At 42.9% G+C, this 21,299-nt stretch carries 15 protein-coding genes and 1 pseudogene; 3 read left to right on the forward strand and 13 right to left on the reverse strand.

Annotated elements, in window-relative coordinates:
* Positions 1–136: 136 nt before the first annotated feature.
* The 7 genes and pseudogenes from ribB to M3P07_RS04645 form a co-directional block, all read right to left on the reverse strand.
* Positions 137–1,264 (reverse strand): 3,4-dihydroxy-2-butanone-4-phosphate synthase, encoded by a 1,128-nt coding sequence (gene ribB / locus M3P07_RS04615; RefSeq protein WP_249968720.1) that lies wholly within the window; start codon positions 1,262–1,264, stop codon positions 137–139.
* Positions 1,265–1,750: 486 nt separating this feature from the next.
* Positions 1,751–3,253: pseudogene (locus tag M3P07_RS04620) on the reverse strand (LptF/LptG family permease); the annotation flags it as partial.
* Between the two features lie 3 nt (positions 3,254–3,256).
* A complete protein-coding gene (lolA1, locus tag M3P07_RS04625) occupies positions 3,257–3,904 on the reverse strand; it encodes an outer membrane lipoprotein periplasmic chaperone LolA1 (RefSeq protein ID WP_249969443.1) in 648 nt (215 codons plus the stop codon).
* A 4-nt stretch (positions 3,905–3,908) separates the two neighbouring features.
* Positions 3,909–6,272: a DNA translocase FtsK gene (locus M3P07_RS04630; RefSeq protein WP_249968721.1), complete on the reverse strand. Its 2,364-nt coding sequence runs from the start codon at positions 6,270–6,272 to the stop codon at positions 3,909–3,911.
* Between the two features lie 63 nt (positions 6,273–6,335).
* Positions 6,336–6,701, reverse strand: a complete 366-nt coding sequence (locus M3P07_RS04635) for a diacylglycerol kinase family protein (protein WP_249968722.1) — start codon at positions 6,699–6,701, stop codon at positions 6,336–6,338.
* On the reverse strand, positions 6,694–7,200 hold the full coding sequence (gene tpx, locus M3P07_RS04640; RefSeq protein WP_249968723.1) for a thiol peroxidase: 507 nt from the start codon (positions 7,198–7,200) through the stop codon (positions 6,694–6,696). Before tpx ends, M3P07_RS04635 begins: the two co-directional genes overlap by 8 nt.
* Before the next feature lie 148 nt (positions 7,201–7,348).
* A complete protein-coding gene (locus tag M3P07_RS04645; RefSeq protein ID WP_249968724.1) occupies positions 7,349–7,993 on the reverse strand; it encodes a peroxiredoxin in 645 nt (214 codons plus the stop codon).
* A 469-nt stretch (positions 7,994–8,462) separates the two neighbouring features.
* Between M3P07_RS04645 and M3P07_RS04650 the strand changes: the two genes are divergently transcribed.
* Entirely contained in the window at positions 8,463–11,120 is a 2,658-nt protein-coding gene (locus tag M3P07_RS04650) for a c-type cytochrome (RefSeq protein ID WP_249968725.1), read from the forward strand.
* Between the two features lie 49 nt (positions 11,121–11,169).
* Here the strand turns inward: M3P07_RS04650 and nhaC are convergent, their stop codons facing one another.
* Both nhaC and M3P07_RS04660 read right to left on the reverse strand, forming a co-directional pair.
* Complete coding sequence (gene nhaC / locus M3P07_RS04655) at positions 11,170–12,651, reverse strand: Na+/H+ antiporter NhaC (RefSeq protein ID WP_249968726.1); 1,482 nt, start codon at positions 12,649–12,651, stop codon at positions 11,170–11,172.
* Positions 12,652–12,724: 73 nt separating this feature from the next.
* Complete coding sequence (locus tag M3P07_RS04660; protein WP_249968727.1) at positions 12,725–13,945, reverse strand: aminotransferase class I/II-fold pyridoxal phosphate-dependent enzyme; 1,221 nt, start codon at positions 13,943–13,945, stop codon at positions 12,725–12,727.
* Between the two features lie 150 nt (positions 13,946–14,095).
* Between M3P07_RS04660 and M3P07_RS04665 the strand changes: the two genes are divergently transcribed.
* Entirely contained in the window at positions 14,096–14,554 is a 459-nt protein-coding gene (locus M3P07_RS04665; RefSeq protein ID WP_249968728.1) for an Lrp/AsnC family transcriptional regulator, read from the forward strand.
* Between the two features lie 504 nt (positions 14,555–15,058).
* Here M3P07_RS04665 and M3P07_RS04670 read toward each other — a convergent pair.
* The 3 genes from M3P07_RS04670 to M3P07_RS04680 form a co-directional block, all read right to left on the reverse strand.
* Positions 15,059–15,988 (reverse strand): aldo/keto reductase, encoded by a 930-nt coding sequence (locus tag M3P07_RS04670; protein ID WP_249968729.1) that lies wholly within the window; start codon positions 15,986–15,988, stop codon positions 15,059–15,061.
* Complete coding sequence (locus M3P07_RS04675; protein WP_249968730.1) at positions 15,972–17,276, reverse strand: NTP/NDP exchange transporter; 1,305 nt, start codon at positions 17,274–17,276, stop codon at positions 15,972–15,974. The genes M3P07_RS04670 and M3P07_RS04675 overlap by 17 nt, the downstream gene beginning before the upstream one ends.
* Positions 17,277–17,349: 73 nt before the next feature.
* Complete coding sequence (locus tag M3P07_RS04680) at positions 17,350–18,399, reverse strand: helix-turn-helix domain-containing protein (protein WP_249968731.1); 1,050 nt, start codon at positions 18,397–18,399, stop codon at positions 17,350–17,352.
* Positions 18,400–18,576: 177 nt separating this feature from the next.
* On the opposite strand from M3P07_RS04680, the gene lpdA reads away from it, so the two are divergent.
* The gene (gene lpdA / locus M3P07_RS04685) at positions 18,577–19,983 is read left to right on the forward strand and encodes a dihydrolipoyl dehydrogenase (RefSeq protein ID WP_249968732.1); all 1,407 of its coding nucleotides are present in this window, start codon (positions 18,577–18,579) and stop codon (positions 19,981–19,983) included.
* A 9-nt stretch (positions 19,984–19,992) separates the two neighbouring features.
* Here lpdA and M3P07_RS04690 read toward each other — a convergent pair whose 3' ends face one another.
* A complete protein-coding gene (locus M3P07_RS04690) occupies positions 19,993–21,267 on the reverse strand; it encodes a heparan-alpha-glucosaminide N-acetyltransferase domain-containing protein (protein ID WP_319946561.1) in 1,275 nt (424 codons plus the stop codon).
* Between the last annotated feature and the right edge of the window lie 32 nt (positions 21,268–21,299).

Here is a 21,299-nt window from a genome sequence, read left to right on the forward strand (position 1 = left end):
TAGGTGTTTTATATGCTTAGGTTATGGGGCAAACTTCCAAATTCCAAAATCCAAAGGCTAAAGTCCAAAAATCAAATCTCAGAAGTCAGATATCTGAATTGTGAATACCCAAAGTTCAAAATCTAAAACTTAACAATTAGTAGCCGACATACTCCACAATCTCAAGTCCATAGCCAACCATACCCACTCGTCGGGTTTGTCTTGAATTGGTCAATAACCTGATTTTGGAGATATCCAAGTCGTGAAGTATTTGTGCCCCAATACCGAAATCTTTAGTGTCCATGTCAATTTTTGGCGCCTTCATGATACCCTGGCTCTGTAGTTTTTTCAATTCGGCCAAACGTCCGAGTAAATTCATGCGCTGGTTGCCCTGATTTATAAAAATCATCGCACCTTTTTCTTCAGCATTGATGGCATCGAACATGTGTTGCAAGCGTTCATCGGGATTGTTGGTGAGGGTGCCCAACATGTCATTGTTCACCAAAGTGGAGTTGATTCGGGTCAATACCGGTTCTCCGGAATTCCAATGTCCTTTGGTCAAAGCAATGTGAACTTGATCATTGGTGGTCTGTTTATAGGCCCGGAGACGAAAATCCCCAAATCGGGTTTTAATGTCAAAAGCTTCCTTGCGTTCGATCAAGCTATCATGTTCCATACGATAGGCAATCAAGTCCTCGATGGAAACAATCTTAAGATCAAACTTTTTGGCCACTTCCTGGAGCTGTGGCAATCGTGCCATGGAGCCGTCCTCATTCATGATTTCCACAATAACACCTGCCGGCTTAAGATCCGCCAAGCGAGCAAAATCGATGGCAGCCTCCGTATGTCCGGTTCGCCTCAACACGCCACCTTCCTTGGCGATCAAAGGAAATATATGCCCCGGTCTTGCCAAATCATGCGGTTTGGTGCCTTGTTCAGTGAGCGCTATAATGGTTTTAGCCCTATCCCCGGCAGAAATTCCAGTAGTAACCCCATTACCGCGTAAATCCACCGATACGGTAAAGGCAGTTTCCAGCGGGTCAGAGTTGTGGGAGACCATCTTATGAAGTCCGAGGTCTTCGCAACGCCCTTCGGTAAGAGGAACGCATATAAGCCCCCGACCGTGGGTGGCCATAAAATTGACCGTTTCAGGGGTGATCAGTTCAGCGGCAGCCAGAAAATCACCTTCATTTTCACGATTCTCATCATCAACCACAATGATTACCTTCCCCTGTCTGATGTCCTCTATGGCCTCTTCTATGGTGTTGAGTTGCGTTTTGCCCATTATTGGTCAGCTTTTAAGACTCTAGCTATTTGAGTTTTTAAGAATAAGAATTAAATGATTGTTGGTTTCAGCTATCTGTTGAAGTTTAAAAGCTACGTCATCTTCACTTTTCCTCTCTCTTTTCAGAAACTCCCAAATCATAATAATTAAATCAATGAATGATGTTCTATTATTGGTCCAGTGTTTATTGCCTTTATTCAAATACTCATCCAATTCTGATGCTTCTAAAATTGGGTAGTTTGTAATTTGATTGAAAATTATTCCAGATTCGTCTTCTTTGCTGATTTGGCTCAGCGAATCTACGTTTCTCCTGTGAATGGACATAAATTCGGCGATATTGGAATTGTTCAAATTGTTTTTATGGTTCTTGATGAATTCAAGCGAATCCACTAACAGTCCAAGTTCATCCTCAGTCAAGGTTGAGGTGCTTTCTTCCAGATTAAACTCTCGTAAATCATCCAATTTAATGGATTTTGGATCTTCTGCCTTATCCGATTTTTGAGCCTTACGAAAGAGTGCCCCAATACGACTAAGAAGATTGCCGTCACCCATCAACCCTCGATCTGCCGTTGCCCTTTTGGTGAGCAAAATCCCCAATGGCAACATGATCAGTGTGGACAACCAAGCTCCAAGTGCTGGGTGGACGTTGCCTTCCTTGGAATAGTTCCCTGCAAAAACCCCGATGAAATAATAGGCCAAAAACAACATGATCGCGATAACCATAGGCAATCCCAAACCACCTTTTCTGATGATGGCTCCCAGTGGAGCACCAACAAAAAACAAGATGATACAAGAGAATGCCAAGGCGTATTTTTTGTGAAGGGACAGAATATGGCTATTGTAAAACTTAAAGCGTTTTTGGAGTTCCTCCTTTTTTCCGATCACCGTGGTCAAAATTCCCTTGGTCGAAGTCCTAGCAGAGCTCAACACCTGCATTTGCTGCCATTGCTCTAGAGTATTGATAAACTCCTTTAGGGTTGAGATACTATCGTATTGTGCCTTTTTCTTATCGGTAATTCCTTTTCTGGACTCAGTGATTTCCCTCGTAGTCTTTATACTGTCCTCCACTTTGGGCGTGGGAAATGCTCCCATCCGAGTAATAATGTTCTTGGAGAAGGCCTCTACCTTTTCCAAATTGTTTTTGCCCAAGGAATCGATATCCTTCACCAAGCGGAACACATTTTTCATTTTGTCCGTGGTTATGTTTCCGTCTTCCTCCAAATCCTGGTTGTTAAGCTCGGAAATATCGATATTTATGGTATAGGTCTCGAACTGGGCTTTGGCAAAAGGATGCTTCCTTTTTTCCTTACTGTTCTTGGGTTTCAGCTCTTCGTAATAGTTACCATCCTTCAACACCAACTGGATAATATCGGAGTCCTCGCTACTGATCAGTTCACCAGATTTGGCCTTGATAACCGTGTTGTTGATCGCTTGTTTGGTTTTCTTGTGGATGATCACATTGTCCAGAAATCGGTCTTGCTCTCCATATTTTCGCTCCACTTTAATGTTCATGCCCTCGCCGGTTCCTTCGAAATCACTAAACACCCCTTCCGTTATGGCCGCAGCGGGCTTTACCTTGGCAATATTACGCCTAAGGTTGAACATCTTTTGTTCAGATTTTGGGATGATGTTGTTCGCAAAGAAGAAAGTGACAACGCCCAGAAAGAGCACAAAGACGATCAAACTTCGCATCCCGCGCTGTAACGAAATCCCGGATGCCTTCATGGCAGCGAACTCGTAGTTTTCCGCAAAGGTTCCAAAAGTAAGTATAGAGGACAAGAGCACCGTCAGTGGCAGCACTTTATCCACCAGGGTTGGGATAAAGTAAAAAATGAACTTGGCAATAATCACTATGCCAAGTCCTTTTCCCGCCAAGTCATCTATAAAAAGCCATATTCCTTGAAAAATGAATATGACGATAAGGATGCAAAAGGAGCTAAAGAAATTATAGAGAAACCTATATAATATATACCGGTCAAGTATCTTCAATGCCTAGTTTCTTATGATGTAATACCCGTCGTCCTCGTATTTTTTCGCGTTAAAGGTAAACAGTGTACTTGACAATGGTTGGTTGGTTTTGAAAGAATTAACGGTAATCGTGGTTTTTGTGCTGTTCTTTCCGGTTTGGATAAGCTTGTAGATGTGTTTGGTGCCCATATCCACACCCAATAAGATGGACTTTATCTCGGTGTTGGAATCGATAGGGGTCAACTTCACATATTGTATTTTTCGTCCCCCTACATTTTGAAGGATATCCCAGGCATAGTTATGCCCCGACCTGTAAAAGGTCAACATTTTGGAAGGGGTAATATTGTTCTCGTCCTCAGCAATCGCGTCGATGGTCACCTCTTCATTTTCGGGAACGATGGTATAGACCTTGGAACCATCGCTCATGACCTGTGCGCCTAAATAATCCAGCAGATAGTTGTCTCCGCTGAGGGTTACATTTCCATTGGATTCCTGATTGAGGTTGGCCTCAGTATTTTCGAGACCGTAGCTAAAGTCTATATAGATGTTGTCATAGCTTGTTGCCTTTGCATATACCTCTTCCAAAAGCGCTTTGGCTTTGGAAGCATTCTGGGCGTTTGCTATAAATCCGATGGTAAAAAGTCCGATAAAGAGAAATAATCTTCTGAACATGGTATTATTTTGTTTCATTTTCCAATAATTGTTCCAGGGCAAATATGTCGGGGACCAAAACCTGTCTGGCCTTACTACCTTCAAAAGGCCCCACGATACCGGCGGCCTCCAATTGATCAATGATTCTTCCGGCCCTGTTATATCCTAATTTTAATTTTCGTTGGATGAGCGATGCGGAACCTTGCTGGGCATTTACAATGACTTCTGCCGCTTCTCGGAACATGGCATCCCTGTCCGCAATGTCATAATCAATCCCCGTGCCAGAATCCTCACCTACATACTCTGGCAGTAAATGGGCGTCTGGATAGGCTCGCTGTGAACCGATGTACTCCGTAATTTTTGCCACCTCGGGCGTATCCACAAAGGCACACTGCAGTCGGGTGACATCATTTCCTTGGGTGAACAACATATCCCCTCTACCAATAAGTTGGTCCGCGCCTTGGGTGTCCAAAATAGTTCTGGAGTCAATTTTTGAGGTTACCCGAAACGCAATCCGAGCGGGGAAGTTGGCCTTGATAATCCCTGTAATAACATTGACCGAAGGCCTTTGTGTTGCAATGATCAGGTGGATGCCAATGGCCCTGGCCAATTGGGCCAAGCGCGCAATAGGAGCTTCTACCTCCTTGCCGGCCGTCATAATCAGGTCGGCAAACTCATCGATCACCAAAACAATATAGGGCAGGAACTTGTGTCCGTCGTTCGGATTCAGTTTTCTCGCCTTGAATTTGACGTTATATTCTTTAATGTTACGGACCATGGCTGTCTTCAACAGCTCGTATCGGTTGTCCATTTCAATACAAAGCGAATTCAGGGTGTTGATTACTTTGGTATTGTCCGTGATAATGGCATCCTCAGAATCAGGGAGTTTGGCCAAGAAATGCCGTTCAATTTTGTTGTATAGCGTTAGTTCCACCTTTTTAGGGTCCACCAAAACAAACTTGATTTCTGCCGGGTGCTTTTTATACAAGAGCGAGGTAATCACTGCGTTCAATCCTACGGATTTACCTTGCCCGGTAGCCCCGGCCATAAGCATGTGCGGCATTTTGGCCAGATCCACGACAAAGGTTTCATTGCTGATGGTCTTTCCAAAGGCAATGGGCAATTCCATCTCGGCCTTTTGAAACTTGTTGGAAGCGATTACCGAACGCATGGAGACCACAGAGGCATTTTTGTTGGGCACCTCGATACCGATGGTACCCTTACCTGGAATCGGAGCAATTATCCGAATTCCTAAGGCTGCCAAGGACAGGGCTATATCGTCTTCAAGATTTTTGATCTTGGAAATCCGGACTCCTGCCTCTGGAACAATTTCGTAGAGGGTAACAGTGGGCCCGATAGTGGCCTTTATTTGGGCAATACCGATCTTATAGTTTTTGAGGGTACTTACAATTCGGTTTTTGTTTTCCTCGAGTTCTTCTTGGTTGATGGTAATGCCACTTGCGGCCCCATGGGGTTCCAAGAGGTCAATGATCGGGAATTTGTAGTTGCCCAATTCCAACTTGGGGTCGAATTCCCCAAAATCCTTCACCAATTTCTCCGCCTTGATGTCCTTCTCTTCCTTTTCCTCTTTTACGGCCTCAACCTTTAGGTCAATTTCGGGTTCTTCTTCGGGTAGGTTAACATCCAATCCAGCTTCCGGCCTAAGAGGGGGGATGTCCTTTTTATGGGTGTAGGTATCAACGAGTACAGGTTCCTCTTCGGCACTTAATTCTATACTGTTTTCAGTGGTGTCCACAACCGGAGTAGGGGATTCCTTCTTTTTAAAATCCGATTTCAGGCTTTCCCTTTGCTTCCTAAAATAGTTGCCGATACCTTCTGGGCTAAAGTTGAATAGCCGAACCAAAATGACCGTCAGCATAAAGAGCAAGATCAAGAAGACGCCAATTTTGCCGGTGTAATCTTGGAGAAAATCGTTCATTTCGTAGCCGATAAGACCCCCTAAAAGCGGTTGCTCCGTAGCAAAGAAACCAAGCGCACTGGAAACCCAGATGATTCCAATCAATCCCCAAATCCATTTACCCACAAGTCCTCTTCCGTTCAATCCCAAAAAGAGATAAAGCCCGGTAACGGCCAGGAGTAAAGGGAAAACAAATGAAGCCAAGCCGAAACCTTTGTACATGAAAAAGTGACTGACTGCGGCCCCAAACTTGTTCAGCAGATTGCTGGCCTGTTCATTACGGTCCCTAAATTCGGAAAGCAGGCTTTGGTCTTCCTGCCAAGTAAAATAGTAGGACATAAAGGAGAAGAACAGGGCAATACTGAACACAATAAGGAGACTGCCCAAAATAATCTTGTTTTGTTTGGACGGCTTAAGTGATACTTTTTTTGTGGCGGATTTAGGTTTGGATTTTGTCCTCTTCTTTGCCATGCAATTGATTAATAACGGGGCTAATTTACAAATTTACGTTGCTTGCGTTGGATACGGATGTCTTTAAACGAATTTAGGTATATAAATAATCATTCCCACGATGCAGGCAATAATGGATACTATCATAACGGCTCCTGCGGAGATATCTTTTATGAAACCGATTTTTGGATCCTCGTTGGGTTGGATATAGTCCGAAATTTTTTCTACGGCTGTGTTCATTCCTTCAATGCCCATGACCAAACCTATGGAAAGGAGCTGCGCCATCCATTCCAAATTTGAAATTTCAAAATAAAAACCGGCCGCGGTCATCAGCAGGGCGATTACAAATTGGATTTTGATGCTGGCTTCGGTCCGTAACAACAGAAATAGCCCTTTAATGGCATAACCAACACTTTTTATCCTATTGATGAAAAAGGAATCCTTAGGCATCCATCAAGGCTTCTAAAGCAGCTTTGTAATTGGGTTCGTTTCCGGTTTCTGGCACTTGCTCGGTATACAATACGGTTCCGGATACATCCAGAACCACCACACATCGGCTCAACAAGGATTCAAAGGCAGAATCGGCGAACGTCAGACCATAAGCTTGACCAAAAGCCCCTGTTTTATAATCGGAAAGCATCTCCACATTTTCGATGCCCTCTGCGCCGCAAAATCTGTTCTGGGCAAAGGGAAGATCCTTGGAAATGCAGAGTACTTTGACCCCAGGCAGTTCAGCAGCTTCCTCATTGAACTGCCGGACAGATTGCGAGCATGTTCCAGTATCCACACTCGGAAATATATTCAAGATTACCTTGTTTCCCTTATAGTCTTCCAGTGTTTTGGTGGACATATCGGATTTGGTAAGTGTAAATGAAGGTGCCTGTGTTTGTATTGCGGGAAGGTTCCCGACCGTATTGGCGGGATTCCCACCAAGTGTTATTGATGCCATATATAAAATTTTAAGAGGGATGAAATTACTAAATAATCCAGAGCAGCCCGTAAAAAAGAAAGCCCATTTGAAAAATCTTTCAAATGGGCCATTCCAAGTTATTTTTAAAGGCTTGTTCCAAGACCTCCTTTGAAGCAACCCTAGAGCCCTAATTGGCGTGTTTTGATAGGTATTCAGCCACCCCACTACGATCAGCGTTCATAGCTTCTTCCCCGCTGTTCCAGTTTGCAGGGCAAACCTCGCCTTTTTCCTGTACATGGGAATAGGCATCTATCAACCTGAGGAATTCAGAAACGTTTCTGCCCAAGGGCATGTGGTTAACACTTTCGTGGAAAACAGTTCCTTCTTCATCAATAAGGTAGGTAGCCCTATAGGTAACGTTGTCACCTTCTACGGTAAAGACTTTGGTTTCCTCATCGTATTTTTCGTCGGTAATGTCCAAAATACCTAGGGTGGAAGCAAGATTTCGGTTGCTGTCTGCCAACAATGGATAGGATACGCCCTCAATTCCACCGTTTTTCTTAGGAGTGTTCAACCAAGCAAAGTGAACCTCAGCCGTATCGCATGAAGCTCCAATGACCATGGTATTTCTGTGGTCGAATTCTTCCAGTGCCTTTTGGAAAGCGTGTAATTCCGTTGGACATACAAAGGTGAAATCCTTTGGATACCAAAACAGGATTATTTTTTTATTGGACTCTTGGGCTTTTTTTAGCACATTCAATTTGAATGTGTTCCCGGATTTGTCCATTGCATTTACCTCTAAGTTTGGAAATTTTTTACCTACGAATGTCATTATCTATGTGTTTGTTTTTGGGTTGACAAATTTAGCTCTTGCACATCAATACTTATTCTTTTTTGAATCATAATTTGCCGACAAAAACACGTATTTCCATTTGCATAAAAAAGAAGTGAAATTATTGAGTGAACTAAAAAAAAAGGGTACGTAGAAAGATGAACTGATAATGAATCAATCGTTTTGCTGAATATTTTTTAAGCAGGTTAATGTTGAACAAAGCATAAAATAATCCCATGTTCTGTGTATGCCAAATTGCATTGAATGCCGATGGGTTTCGGCAACCTTATCGGTTCCAAAACACTTGATTTTGCACCCTGTTTGTGAATACCCCATTATTTTCTTGTAATTTGATTCAGTGTTCTGATCATAACCAAAGGTGAATGTTACGGTTTACGGCCAAAAGACGGTTTGCACAACTTTTTCCAAATGCACTACAGTTTAACACTAAAGAAATACAAATCTAGATATGCGTAACTATCAAAAAGGGACTACGGGTCAAAGTCTTGTTTTAGGATTATTTAAGGCTTCCCTGCTTATTTCCATTTTAAGTTTTATGGTTTCCTGTGGGGAGGAGTTTTCCGGGCCTATTACGGATCAAATCACCATGAACGATATAACCCTTCCGGAAGGTTTTGAAATAGAAAAATTATATAGCCCTGGTGAGCGTGAGCAAGGATCTTGGGTGAGCATAACCAAGGATGATAAGGGACGTTTGTATGCCTCTGACCAATACGGAACGGTTTACAGGGTTACCTTACCTACTGCAGAAAACAATGTAGACAGCGTTGAGGTCAAAAAGATTGATATAAAAATTGGCATGGCGCAAGGTTTACTTTGGCATGAAAATATGTTGTACGCCATGGTAAACGCAAGTAGCAAAAACGACTTAAACATTGGAAGCGGTTTGTACAAAATAACCGATGCAAACAATGATGATGAGTTTGATACGGTTAAGATGCTTCGCGCATTTAAGGGTTGGGGAGAACATGGTCCACACAACATAACCTTGGCTCCAGACGGACAATCATTATATATGGTTTTAGGAAACCATACCGATATTCCTGAAGATATTGGAAGCGTTATACCCAAGAATTGGGGAGAAGATAATTTATTGCCTGTTATCAAAGACCCTAGCGGTCATGCAAATAACGTAAAAGCTCCTGGTGGTTGGGTGGTTAAAACTGATTTTGACGGCAAGGATTGGACACTTGTAAATGTAGGACTTCGAAATACTTTCGATATTGCTTTTAATCCCGATGGAGAATTATTTGGGTTCGATTCTGATATGGAATACGATATGGGAATGCCGTGGTATAGGCCTATTAGATTCTGCCATTTAACCAGTGGGGGCGATTTTGGCTGGCGTACAGGAACAGGAAAATTTGATGCTGAATTTCCGGACAATTTACCCAGTGTTGCAAATTTAGGACAAGGATCTCCAACAGGAGTTTTGGAAGGCGAAGGGTTGAAATTCCCAGCTTATTATCAGAATGGATTTTATCTATTTGATTGGAGCTACGGCACCATGTATTTTGCCAATTTGACACCCAAAGGAAGTAGTTATACCGCTGAAATTACCGAGTTTATTTCAGGAGTGCCTTTGCCGATGACCAATGGAATTGTAGGAAATGATGGCGCACTGTATTTCTTAACGGGAGGAAGGCGATTGGAGTCAGCTTTGTATAAAATAACCTATACCGGAAAATTAAATAATGAGGTTAAGCAGCCAACACCAAACAAATTAGGCGAAAAGGAAAGAAATCTTAGGAAGAATATTGAAAGTTATCAGACCATAAAAAGTCCTGGGCACATCGATTTTCTTGTTGAAAATTTGGATCATGAGGATAGATATATTCGATTTTCATCCAGAGTAGCTTTGGAAAATCAAGATGTGGATAAATGGAAACATAAAGTAGCTGAGGAAAAAAGGGTTTTAAGGAAAATTGCCTTAGCGATTGCCATAGCCCATCAGGGTGAGGACAGCGATAGAGTAGTGGCGTTACAAACCTTGATGGAATTGGATTGGACAGCTTTAACGGCACTAGAAAAGATAGACTTCGTAAGGGCTTTGGAATTATTGATGATACGAAGCAATCAAAATATTGATGCATCCTTAAAAGGGGAAATAGCTACTAAATTATTACCGGTTCACTTAAAAGAATCGGAATATCTCAATAGGCAAATAACAAAATTGTTGAGTTATCTCGATGCATCTGAAATTTTGGAGGCTACAATTTATAAAATGGAGCATGATACCATTACCGCCAATCTAAAATCAAATTATTTATCTGGTGATGTTACCCAAAGAAGTGATCAGTATGGCAAGGATGTGGAAAACATGCTCAAAAATATGCCCAATCAGCAAAATATCAGCTATGCCAAAAGTCTGAGCGAGGTTAAATCTGGTTGGACAAAGGAATTACGGGAACGCTATTTTAGATGGTACAACAGAGCATTAAAAAAGTCTGGAGGTAAACAATATGCAAATTTTATAAAAGCCATTCAGCGCAAAGCCTTGGTAAATGTTCCAGATGGGGAAAGGGCCTATTTTGAGTCCTTGGCAAGTGAATCCATGAACCAACAAGCAGCGTTGATGAAAAATGTTAGAATGCCAGAAGGTCCAGGAAAAAACTATACCGTAGCACAGGTTGAAAAAGCATTTACGGAAAATAAAAAGGACGCAGACTTTGCCAATGGAGAAAACTTTTATAGGGCATCATTATGCGTTTCATGCCATAGCATAAAAGGTGTTGGAGGCAATTCAGGGCCTGAATTGACACGAATAGGAACCCGCTTTACAATTAAAGACATGGCAGAGGCCATTGTGAATCCTTCAAAAACGGTTTCAGACAGATATCGAAACACTATTTATCACTTAAAAAATGGCAATACCGTTATAGGAAGGCTAGTAGAAGAAAGAGACGACGATATTATCGTAAGTATAAATCCATTCTCTCCCGATATTACAAGTACCATAAAAAGAACGGATATCGTTAAAGTTGAAGAATCTATACAATCTGCAATGCCCGCGGGTTTAATAAATAGATTAAACGAGAAAGAACTAAGTGATCTAATTGCCTTTTTGATAGCAGGCGGGGACGAGAACAATAAAATTTACGACTAGCTTTCGGAATCAAATAAAATGATCAAAACACTTTTGCTTATAATGCGTTTTATTTCGTGCTAAGTTGCTTGATTTTTATTTTGAAGGCCGCAAAGAGCAATGTCATAAAAGGGCTTAGCCAATTGAAAATGGCGAAGACAAAATAATCCACTACGGGTACGCCCAATACACCGCTGTGGTAAGCACCACAGGTGTTCCAAGGCACAAGTACTGAAGTTACCGTACCGGAATCCTCCAAGGTCCTACTGAGGTTTTCAGGTGCAAGTCCACGCTCCTCATAAGCTTTGGAGAACATTTTACCAGGAACCACTAACGCTAGATACTGGTCAGAAGCCGTAACGTTCAGGGCCAAACAGCTACCAACGGTGCTGGCAAATAGACCAAAAGTGGTCTTGGCCATACTGAGCAATGACTTTGTGATTCGCTGTAGCGCACCAATCCCGTCCATAATGCCACCAAAAACCATGGCGCACACAATCAGCCAGATGGTACCCAACATGCCTGCCATACCCCCAGATGAGAAAAGGTCGTTTAGTGCAGGGTCCGAGGTTTCAATAGCAGTATCCACGGTGATCGCATTTAAAATTCCTTTGTATCCTGACTCAAAACTTAGGCTTGTCCCACCTCCAATGGTGGTGACCAAATCGGGTTGGAAAATCAATGCGAAAAGCCCACCTAGGAGAGTTCCAATTAAAAGAGCCAAAAGCGGTGGCGCTTTTTTTACGATTAAAAATATCACTACCAAAGGGACCAAAAACAACCACCCATTGATATTAAAGGTGGCGGCTACATTTTTAAGGATGGCGTCCGTATCTGCAACTCCAGAAGTATCTATGGTAAATCCGAGAATAATAAAAACCACCAAGGTTATCGAAATGGTTGGAATCGTAGTCCAACCCATATATCGAATATGGGAAAACAAATCCCCTCCTGCCATGGCAGGGGCGAGGTTTGTTGTGTCACTCAAGGGAGACATTTTGTCTCCAAAATATGCGCCGGAAAGTACGGCTCCTGCAGTCATTCCCAAAGAAATTCCAAGAGCTTCCCCGATACCGATCAAGGCAATTCCCACGGTTGCAGCCGTGGTCCAACTACTTCCTGTTGCAATGGAAATAATGGCACAAATAATAACACATGCTGCCAAAAATATGGTGGGATTCAAAATTTGAAGTCCATAGTAAATCATGGCGGGAATAATGCCGCTGATCAGCCAAGTTCCGGACAAAGCCCCCACCAAAAGTAAGATGAGCAAGGCACCTGTTGTAGATCGAACATTTTCGGCTACCTCAGCCAGCATTTGCTTGTACGAAACATTATTGAAGAATCCAACAATGGCCGCGACAGCCCCTCCTAAAAGTAGGATGAATTGGTTGGAGCCACTCAGCGCATCATCGCCAAACACATAAACGTTATAGGCCAACATGGCCACCAAGGCGAAAACCGGGATTAGGGCTTCCCAAATATTGAGTTCTTTGTTTTCTACGATGTTTTCTGCTTCTCTATACTTGGGTTTTTGGGCTTTTTCCGCCATGTAGTCTGGTTTTGTTAACGAGTAATATTACGACATTGCATCCTGTTCTGCAAACAATGTGGGCAAGGGGCTTTTATACCAGTACTTTGCCTGTTTGCAAAATTCCAAGGCGTTCCATACACGAACGCATGGCCATATAAGTTTTGTGAATATCGTTGTCCAAACCAATGGAGAAGCGTATCAATCCCTGAGACAATCCCAGTGCTTCCTGCTCGTCCAGCGGTATCTCTGACGAAGTGGAGGTTCCGGGTGCACTGAAAAGTGTCTTGTAGAATCCGAGGCTAACCGCCAAGTACCCAAGTTTTTCACGCTGCATCAACTCCATCAAGGCGTTGGCCATGTCCAGGGAGCCAACATCCAAAGTGAGCAAACCGCCATAACCAAATTCCGGATTGTATTGGGAGGTCATCACCTGATGTCCCGAATGGGATTCAAGACCGGGATAAACAACGGTAAAACCATCGTTTTCAAATTGATGCGCTAGGTATTCGGCATTTTCGCTATGCTTTTTGATACGGATATGTAGCGTACGCATATTTTTAAGGATGGATGCTGCACGGAGACTATCGAGCGTTGAACCCAACAACATACCGGCGCCATCGTTTACATCCTTTAGACTTAGACAAAATTCCTTGGATGCACATACAGCTCCAGCTACACAGTCACTGCTGCCGTTGATGAATTTGGTAAGGCTGTGCACCACAATATCCGCTCCTAGTTTGGCCGCACTGATGGATAGTGGGGAAAAGGTGTTGTCCACCACGAGAGGGATCTCAAATTGTTTGGATAGTTTGGATAAGGCTGCAACATCGGCTACCTCAAGCAATGGATTGCTGATCGCTTCACAATACACCATCTTTGTTTTTGGGGTGATGGAGTTTTCCACGACATCCAATTTGGTAATATCCACGAAGGAGGCGGAGATATTGAATTTTCTCAAGAAATTTTTCAATAGGGCATAGGTTCCCCCGTAAATGGTTCGGCTACAAACAATGTGGTCACCTGCATCACATAATTGGAGTATGACTGCACTAATCGCTCCCATTCCACTGGCATAGACGTTGGCTGACTCGGTACCTTCCAATTGGGCCATGGCTTCCCCCAAATAGAGATTGGAAGGGGAGGAGTGCCTACTGTACAAGTAGCAACCTTCGGTATTGCCCTCGAAGGTATCGAACATGGTTTTGGCCGACAAAAAGGTATAGGTGGATGAATCTGAAATAGAGGGATTAACACCTCCAAACTCTCCAAAATACTGTAAATCTTGGATTTGATCTGAAGCTTTATATTTCATTAGGTAAGTTTTGCAGTAAAATTACCCTAAACAAGAAAAAATGTCAATAATTATTTAGATTAATGGAACTTAGCTCTATATATAGCTATTATTTAGAATATTATTCTAAATTTATCGTTTAATTAATTGAAAACATGAAAAATTGTCGGTATGGAATTGGATGACCTTGATAAAAGACTAGTTAATCTACTGCAACAGGATTGTAAAAAAACCACCAAGCAGTATGCGGACAGCTTAGGGTTGTCCAAAACTGCGGTATACGAGCGTATTCGAAGATTGGAGCGAAATGGCGTCATCACCGATTATGTGGCTCTCGTTGACAAAGAGAAAACACATCGAAATTTTACTGTCCTCTGCCATATACGCTTGGCGCAGCACATCAAGGAAAATGTACTCCGTTTTGAGCGGGAGATTCTAAAATTGGAGGAGGTTTCCGAATGTTTCCATGTGAGTGGGGACTACGATTATATCTTAAAGGTCCATGTGGCAAATATGGCCAAATACCGGGAATTTATGGTTGCCAAACTTACTGCAATCAATAACATCGGGAGTACGCAAAGTTCCTTTGTTATCAACGAAGTCAAGCATAGCACGGCAATTTCTATTTAGCAAAGTTTAACGTAAATCGATGTTAAATAGGATTCCGGATTCGTGGGATATTCCTAATTTTTTGGTCAAATCAAGAAACGAACCACAATCAAAAAACATCTTTTTACTCATGAATTCGCGTACACGGGTTTTACTCACGGTGCTCTCCACGGTCATTGGAGGGTTATCCCTTATACTTTATACAACAATATCACATAACATTTTATTTAAAGGCTTAAGTTTTTGTACATCTACTATTCAAGAATTGTTTTTTGGAAGTACGGCATTTTTTCTTTCTGCGGTAATCGCTGGATTTATTTCGACTTTAATTGTCGTCAAGGATAATTTTTTGCCATTGTTTTTAATTTCACTTTTCATTATTGGAGAGTTCCTTGTTCTTACATCCAGCGGGCACTGGCATGGGCCAGTTTGGTTTGAAACCGGACTATATCTTTCCCATATTGGTGGTCTTTGGATTGGGTGCTATGGCGCCGTCAAGTTTCCTTTGGCCCCGATGTAATTCCGCTATAACGTTTTAAGATAGGCTGCCATTTTGTTCCTTGCGGTCTTGTCTGGGATTTTTCCCAGTCCAGCTCCCATATTGTCCAACATGTGGTGCGGTTTGGACGTTCCGGGGATAACGCAGCTAACCTCTGGGTTGGATAATATGAACTTCAGAAAATACTGCCCCCAACTATTGATATCCCACTCCTTGGCCCAAGGTGGAAGTAGTTTGCCTTTGACCAATCTAAACAAAGAACCACCCCCATAAGGTTGGTTGATCAAAGTGGCCACCTTATGTTTTTTGGCAGTTTCAAACAGGGATTTTTCAGCATGCCTAGACCGGATGGAATAATTAAACTGTACAAAATCAGGCTGTTCGGATGCCATAATGTGCTCCAAGGATGCATGGGCGGAATCTACATAATGGGTGATGCCCCAATAGCGTATTTTTCCTTGTTCTTTCCATTCTTTCAAGGTTTTCACATGGGTTTTCCAGTCCACCAGATTGTGGATCTGCATCAAATCCATTTGCTTTCTTCCCATTTTGGAAAGGGAGGAATCCATTTGGCGTATGCCCGCTTGTTTAACTGATGTCCACACTTTAGTTGCGTAGAATAACCGGTTGTGAAAAGTCAATTCCCGGGTCAGGTCGCCCACCACCCTTTCCGAGCTACCGTACATCGGTGATGAGTCAATAACCGTTCCGCCCAAGCTGTGCAATGTGGATAAAACTTGGGAAAGCACCTTGTGTTTTTCGGGAGAACTTCCCACATCGAAGGTTTGCCAAGTACCCAATCCCACAATGGGTAACGCCTCACCTGTTTTGGGAATGGGTCGTGTATGGATTTTCTTTTCAGATTCCAACATCCCGAACATTGGGTCTAGTGAGAGCCCTAAACCTGCCAACAAAGACAACTTCAAGGTGTCCCTTCTGTTATACATGTTTTTCATACATCTTGTCTTTTAAAGTTAATGCATTCTCTTTTTCCAATTGTGATTTCCCTAATCGAAAGCCAACCAGTCCCCATAAAATGGACAGGGGCACCGTCATAAAAGCGATAAATCCCAGACTCCATCCAATGGCGCTTACACCGGCAAAAATCCATCCGACCAAGGCATCCCCACCGCGATAAACCGCTGTGTCTATAAAATTCTTGGCCTTGTATTTTTCTTCAAAACCAGTCACGGTAAATAGGATTTCGCGCCCGGGCCGTAAGAGCATAAAATTTCCGGAACGATGCAAAACCATTAAAACTACGATAATGGGAAGGGTGGCATTTTGCCCTAAAAAAAATAAACCAATGGCCATCAAAAGCGGAATGGAAGTCAACACCAAAGGGAGCCCAATTTTTTGAATAAGCTTGGCGGTTAGGAAAAACTGCCCGAAAATGGCAATGGCATTGATTGTGAAATCCAGTTTGGAGAAGTAATCGATACGGTCTGCACTCTCGGGCAGTTCCTGTTCCACAATATGGGCCTGCTCAAAATATAATACGGTGGAGATGGAGGTGTAAAGGAGCACAAAACCCACAATGCCCAAAAGGTAAGGGGACCGGACCACCTGCCGAATCCCTCCAAATAGTTTCTTAAGCGTTACTGTTTTTGCGTCATCTTTATAATCGGAAACCTTTTCGGGTCGATGCTTTAGAATGAAATGAATGCAACAAAGTGCCATCAGTAGAAAAAATGCAGCCAGGAGTAGCAAAAGCCCGATAGAAAAATACCTGCCCACTACATTGGCAATCACGGGCCCTACAAGTGCTCCCAAGCTCCCACCAGCAGCAATTATCCCAAAGTATTTTTTGGAGGCCAAACTGCCAAATAGGTCCGCCATAAAACTCCAGAAGAGGGAAACCACGAATAGGTTAAATACGCTCAACCAAATAAAAAAAGTGGCCGCAATACCTTTGGATGGACCTTGGATGGTGAACAGGAGATAAAAAATCAAAATATTGGAGATGCAGAAACCATAGGCGTACAACAATATTTTGTCCACGGAATACCTACTTGCCAAAAAACCAAAAATGGGAACCACGGCCAGCATTGCCACAAAAGTTCCCGTAAAAAGCCACTGCATATTTACTGCCCCGTTTAGGATGCCCATCTCGTCCCTCAGTGGACGTAAAATAAAATAGCTACAAAGCAGACAGAAAAAATAAAGAGCAGACCATGCCACCAGTCGGGGAGTCTTGTCCTTGGATTGTGTTGGCGTAAACCCGAAAAAATTCTTGATGCCCATGGAAACCAAGATGGACATAGTAAACCAGCTGCACTGTGTTATTGATGAATAGCTCTGACGAATTTATAAATCGCTAAGCCGAGAGGTTAGCTTTTTGGAAGCCAGTAGGAGTGGTGCCAGTATTTTTTTTGAAGGCAGCGTTAAAGGAAGAAAGCGTGTTAAAGCCACAATCGTAGGCAATACTTGCGATTTTGGTATTTTGGTATTCGGGATTGATCAAGTACTGTTTTACAGCCTCTATTCGAAAAGTGTTCAAAAAATCCGGAAAGCTTTGTCCTAAGACTTGGTTGACCACATAGGACACCAAATACGGGGGTAACTTGGCAGCCGAGGCGACTTGGGCCATAGTGCAATTGGGGTTCAAATACAATTTTTGGGACAGCATAAGATTTTTCAATTTTAAGGCTGTTTGTTCCAACGCTGCTTGTGATAGCCTAATATTCTGATGGCTATCAATTGTGCGCGTTTTTAACAAGGATGGATTCTTAAAGAGCAAGAAGGCCAAAAAGTAAATCAAGGGAAGATATACCATTGGCCCCAACATATAGGGTGTTATACCCAAAATGTAGTTGGTAAAATACAGTAGTTGAAGGACAGCTGTTCCCAAAACCAGTGCAATCAGCCATATCTTGGCGATTTTCTTCAATTTAACACGGATGCTCCTTTGTCGAAAGAATCGAATCAGGACCGTTAGACCTGCTGCGCTATAAGCCAGTTGATGGAACAATAGCACATGATAGCCACCTGCATACCAAAATCCTTCTTCGGAAAGGTTGTTCATGGATAGGCATAAAAGAAGTCCTGGGACAAAATGTAAAAGATTCCATTTGGACCATTTTCTTCGGGATAAAAAGTACCATACATATAGCAACAGGGCAGGCCCGGATAAAGCATGGGCGGCAAATCCTAGATTGATCAACCAAACCGGTGTAACATCCATATACACCCAAAGAATGGATTTTGTAAGTCTTATGGTTATGGCTAAAAAGAACAGAAATAATAGCAGGTTCCTAAAATCCCGTTTACGTTCCAACAAACTGTGGATAGACATAAAAAGACTTTGGACCGCCCCGACCCCGGCGGCAAACAGCTCTATTTCGGTTTGTAATTTGAAGGTTCGCATAGGTGCAAAAGCAATTGAAATTAATCAAATTTCACGGTGCTGGAGTGGGCTTTAACATAAGATTGTTAGAATCCCTAACCTAGATAAATCAAATCCCAAAAAGAGAAGGTGTTTCTAAGAAACATCGTTATTTTTGTACCCAATATCAAAACGAAACAAAATCCCTAAGAAACTGATATGAATCAATATGATGTGGCCGTAATTGGCTCTGGACCTGGAGGCTATGTAGCGGCAATTCGCTGTGCACAATTAGGAATGAAAACCGCAATCATAGAAAAGTACAGCACTTTGGGTGGTACTTGTTTAAATGTGGGATGTATTCCGTCCAAGGCCATGTTGGATTCCTCACACCACTATGAGGACGCCGTAAAGCATTTTGAGGAGCATGGTATCGAGATTCCTGGAGAAGTCAAGGTAAACCTCCAAAAAATGATTGGAAGAAAGCAATCTGTTGTGGATCAGACCACAAAGGGCATCCAATTTTTGATGGACAAAAACAAGATTGATGTCTATCAGGGGGTAGGGAGTTTTAAGGACGCAACACATATCAATATTGATGCTGCAGACGGCAAGACAGAGACCATTGAGGCCAAACATACCATTATTGCCACTGGTTCAAAACCATCTACCTTACCTTTTATCACTTTGGATAAAGAACGAATCATCACATCTACAGAAGCCTTGGAACTGAAGGAGGTGCCCAAGCATATGATCGTAATTGGGGGAGGTGTTATCGGTTTGGAATTGGGACAGGTGTACAAGCGTCTTGGGTCTGAAGTTAGCGTGGTGGAGTTCATGGATCGGATCATTCCTGGGATGGACGGCGGACTTTCCAAGGAATTGATGAAATCCCTGAAAAAACAAAAGATGAAATTCCATCTTTCCCATAAAGTGAAGTCAGTGGAGCGCAAGGGAGATGAGGTAATTGTGAAAGCCGATGACAAAAAAGGCAATGAGGTTGAGTTCAAAGGGGATTACTGCCTTGTTTCAGTGGGAAGAAGACCTTATACAGATGGATTAAATGCAGAGGCTGCGGGAGTAAAGTTGGACGAAAGGGGAAGAGTGGAGGTGAACGAACACTTGCAGACCAGTGCATCGAATATCTACGCCATAGGCGACGTGGTTCGCGGAGCCATGTTGGCCCATAAGGCCGAAGAAGAAGGTACCATGGTAGCGGAGATTTTGGCCGGTCAGAAGCCGCATATCAATTACAACCTAATTCCCGGAGTGGTATATACTTGGCCGGAGGTTGCAGCAGTTGGGAAGACCGAAGAAGAACTAAAGGAAGCCGGGATTGAATTCAAAACTGGACAGTTTCCAATGCGTGCATTGGGAAGGGCCAGGGCCAGTATGGATATCGATGGTTTTGTAAAAATCCTAGCGGACAAGAACACCGATGAGGTGTTGGGAGTACACATGATCGGGGCTCGCTGTGCGGACTTGATCACGGAAGGGGTTACTGCCATGGAGTTCAGGGCTTCCGCCGAAGACATCGCACGGATGAGCCATGCGCATCCGACCTATGCCGAAGCGGTAAAAGAAGCTGCCTTGGCTGCCACGGAAGATAGGCCAATCCATATTTAGAAATCGAAATTATTTGACCGTTCGAAGTACACGGTTCAAAAATAGTTTCACCTTTAGGGAAACATCTTTGACGGCAGGTTTTGCGAATTGATAAAGCTCGCCACCCTTGATTTTTAGCTGTGCAATTCCGTTGGATAATTGCGCCTTGATTTCAATCTCGTGTTTGTTGTACAACAGTGCCAAATAGGTACACATAACCATAAATGCCAAGGCTCCGGCAATTACCACCGAAGGTGAAAGACTGTATTTAAAGAATCGATAGAGACCCATTCCCGTGAAGCTTCCATAGAGAATGATAAAGTGGATCACATAAATGGAAAGGGTACTCGCCCCAATCTTTAAAACCGTGGTGTTGGTCAAGAACTTTCGGATGATCATGAACACGGCAAAAACCACAAACACATCGCCCAATCGAATAAAGAGATAATTGTTGGACTGGATCAGGCTGAACAATTCAATTCCCGTTACCTGATGAAGGGACACAAACCCTAGGGAGGAATAGTAAATCAGGGATAGACCGACCAAGGTAGCGATAGCAATGGCGGTCGGGTACAAATATTTAAGGTCCCTGAACTTGGTGAATAGGACGGATAGGAATCCTCCAACTGTGGCATATCCCAACCAGGGAATTATGGTGAACACCGAACCGTTCGCCTTGGTGAAATAATTGGCGATCATTTCTGGCAAAAAGCCAAAGGACCATTGTTTGTATACAGGTTCAAACAAGAATAGCCCCAAGGTTATACCGAGCAATACGACAGGAAATACCCAGCTGCCCCTCTTTGCAGAAAAGAGGTACACCCCGACTACAGCCAAAATGGAAAGCCCAATACAATGTAGCACATCCACCAAATAAAAAGAGCCGTAAATATGTCCGCTTAAAAGACCAACAAAATTGGTGCGCAACAAATAGCCTATGAGCAGAAGTTGTAATCCTCGGCGGATTCCTTTTTTCACCCTTGGATTATCAAACCCTTTTTGCGGAACCCTAATCAATAAATAGGTAAAAATAAATCCCGATACCGTAAAGAAAACGGGAGCGGTGATGCCCCTAAAATAAAGCCAGGTTTTGAAAACCATGTTTTCCTTATCCCTAAAAATGGGATCCAACAGCCCATCAATGAAATGCCCTTGGAGCATCATTAAAATGGCCCAGGCCCTCATGGCGTCGATAAAGAACAATCTTGCGGACTTGGCTTTCATCTGGTGTACAATTACCCTATATACTTGCCTAACAGCAAGTTTGGACGTTTTGCGGGTCAAAATTAGACAAAATACTCGCATGGAATGGCGTTTTAGGGTATTTTAGCGAAACA

It is taken from the genome of Flagellimonas myxillae, assembly GCF_023502235.1.
GTDB classification, from domain to species: Bacteria; Bacteroidota; Bacteroidia; order Flavobacteriales; family Flavobacteriaceae; genus Flagellimonas; species Flagellimonas myxillae.

Coding starts and splice junctions, on each gene's coding strand:
- ribB (WP_249968720.1), bottom strand. CDS start 1,264: ATGGGCAAAACGCAACTCAACACCATAGAAGAGGCCATAGAGGACATC.
- lolA1 (WP_249969443.1), bottom strand. CDS start 3,904: ATGTTCAGAAGATTATTTCTCTTTATCGGACTTTTTACCATCGGATTT.
- M3P07_RS04630 (WP_249968721.1), bottom strand. CDS start 6,272: ATGGCAAAGAAGAGGACAAAATCCAAACCTAAATCCGCCACAAAAAAA.
- M3P07_RS04635 (WP_249968722.1), bottom strand. CDS start 6,701: ATGCCTAAGGATTCCTTTTTCATCAATAGGATAAAAAGTGTTGGTTAT.
- tpx (WP_249968723.1), bottom strand. CDS start 7,200: ATGGCATCAATAACACTTGGTGGGAATCCCGCCAATACGGTCGGGAAC.
- M3P07_RS04645 (WP_249968724.1), bottom strand. CDS start 7,993: ATGACATTCGTAGGTAAAAAATTTCCAAACTTAGAGGTAAATGCAATG.
- M3P07_RS04650 (WP_249968725.1), top strand. CDS start 8,463: ATGCGTAACTATCAAAAAGGGACTACGGGTCAAAGTCTTGTTTTAGGA.
- nhaC (WP_249968726.1), bottom strand. CDS start 12,651: ATGGCGGAAAAAGCCCAAAAACCCAAGTATAGAGAAGCAGAAAACATC.
- M3P07_RS04660 (WP_249968727.1), bottom strand. CDS start 13,945: ATGAAATATAAAGCTTCAGATCAAATCCAAGATTTACAGTATTTTGGA.
- M3P07_RS04665 (WP_249968728.1), top strand. CDS start 14,096: ATGGAATTGGATGACCTTGATAAAAGACTAGTTAATCTACTGCAACAG.
- M3P07_RS04670 (WP_249968729.1), bottom strand. CDS start 15,988: ATGAAAAACATGTATAACAGAAGGGACACCTTGAAGTTGTCTTTGTTG.
- M3P07_RS04675 (WP_249968730.1), bottom strand. CDS start 17,276: ATGGGCATCAAGAATTTTTTCGGGTTTACGCCAACACAATCCAAGGAC.
- M3P07_RS04680 (WP_249968731.1), bottom strand. CDS start 18,399: ATGCGAACCTTCAAATTACAAACCGAAATAGAGCTGTTTGCCGCCGGG.
- lpdA (WP_249968732.1), top strand. CDS start 18,577: ATGAATCAATATGATGTGGCCGTAATTGGCTCTGGACCTGGAGGCTAT.
- M3P07_RS04690 (WP_319946561.1), bottom strand. CDS start 21,267: ATGCGAGTATTTTGTCTAATTTTGACCCGCAAAACGTCCAAACTTGCT.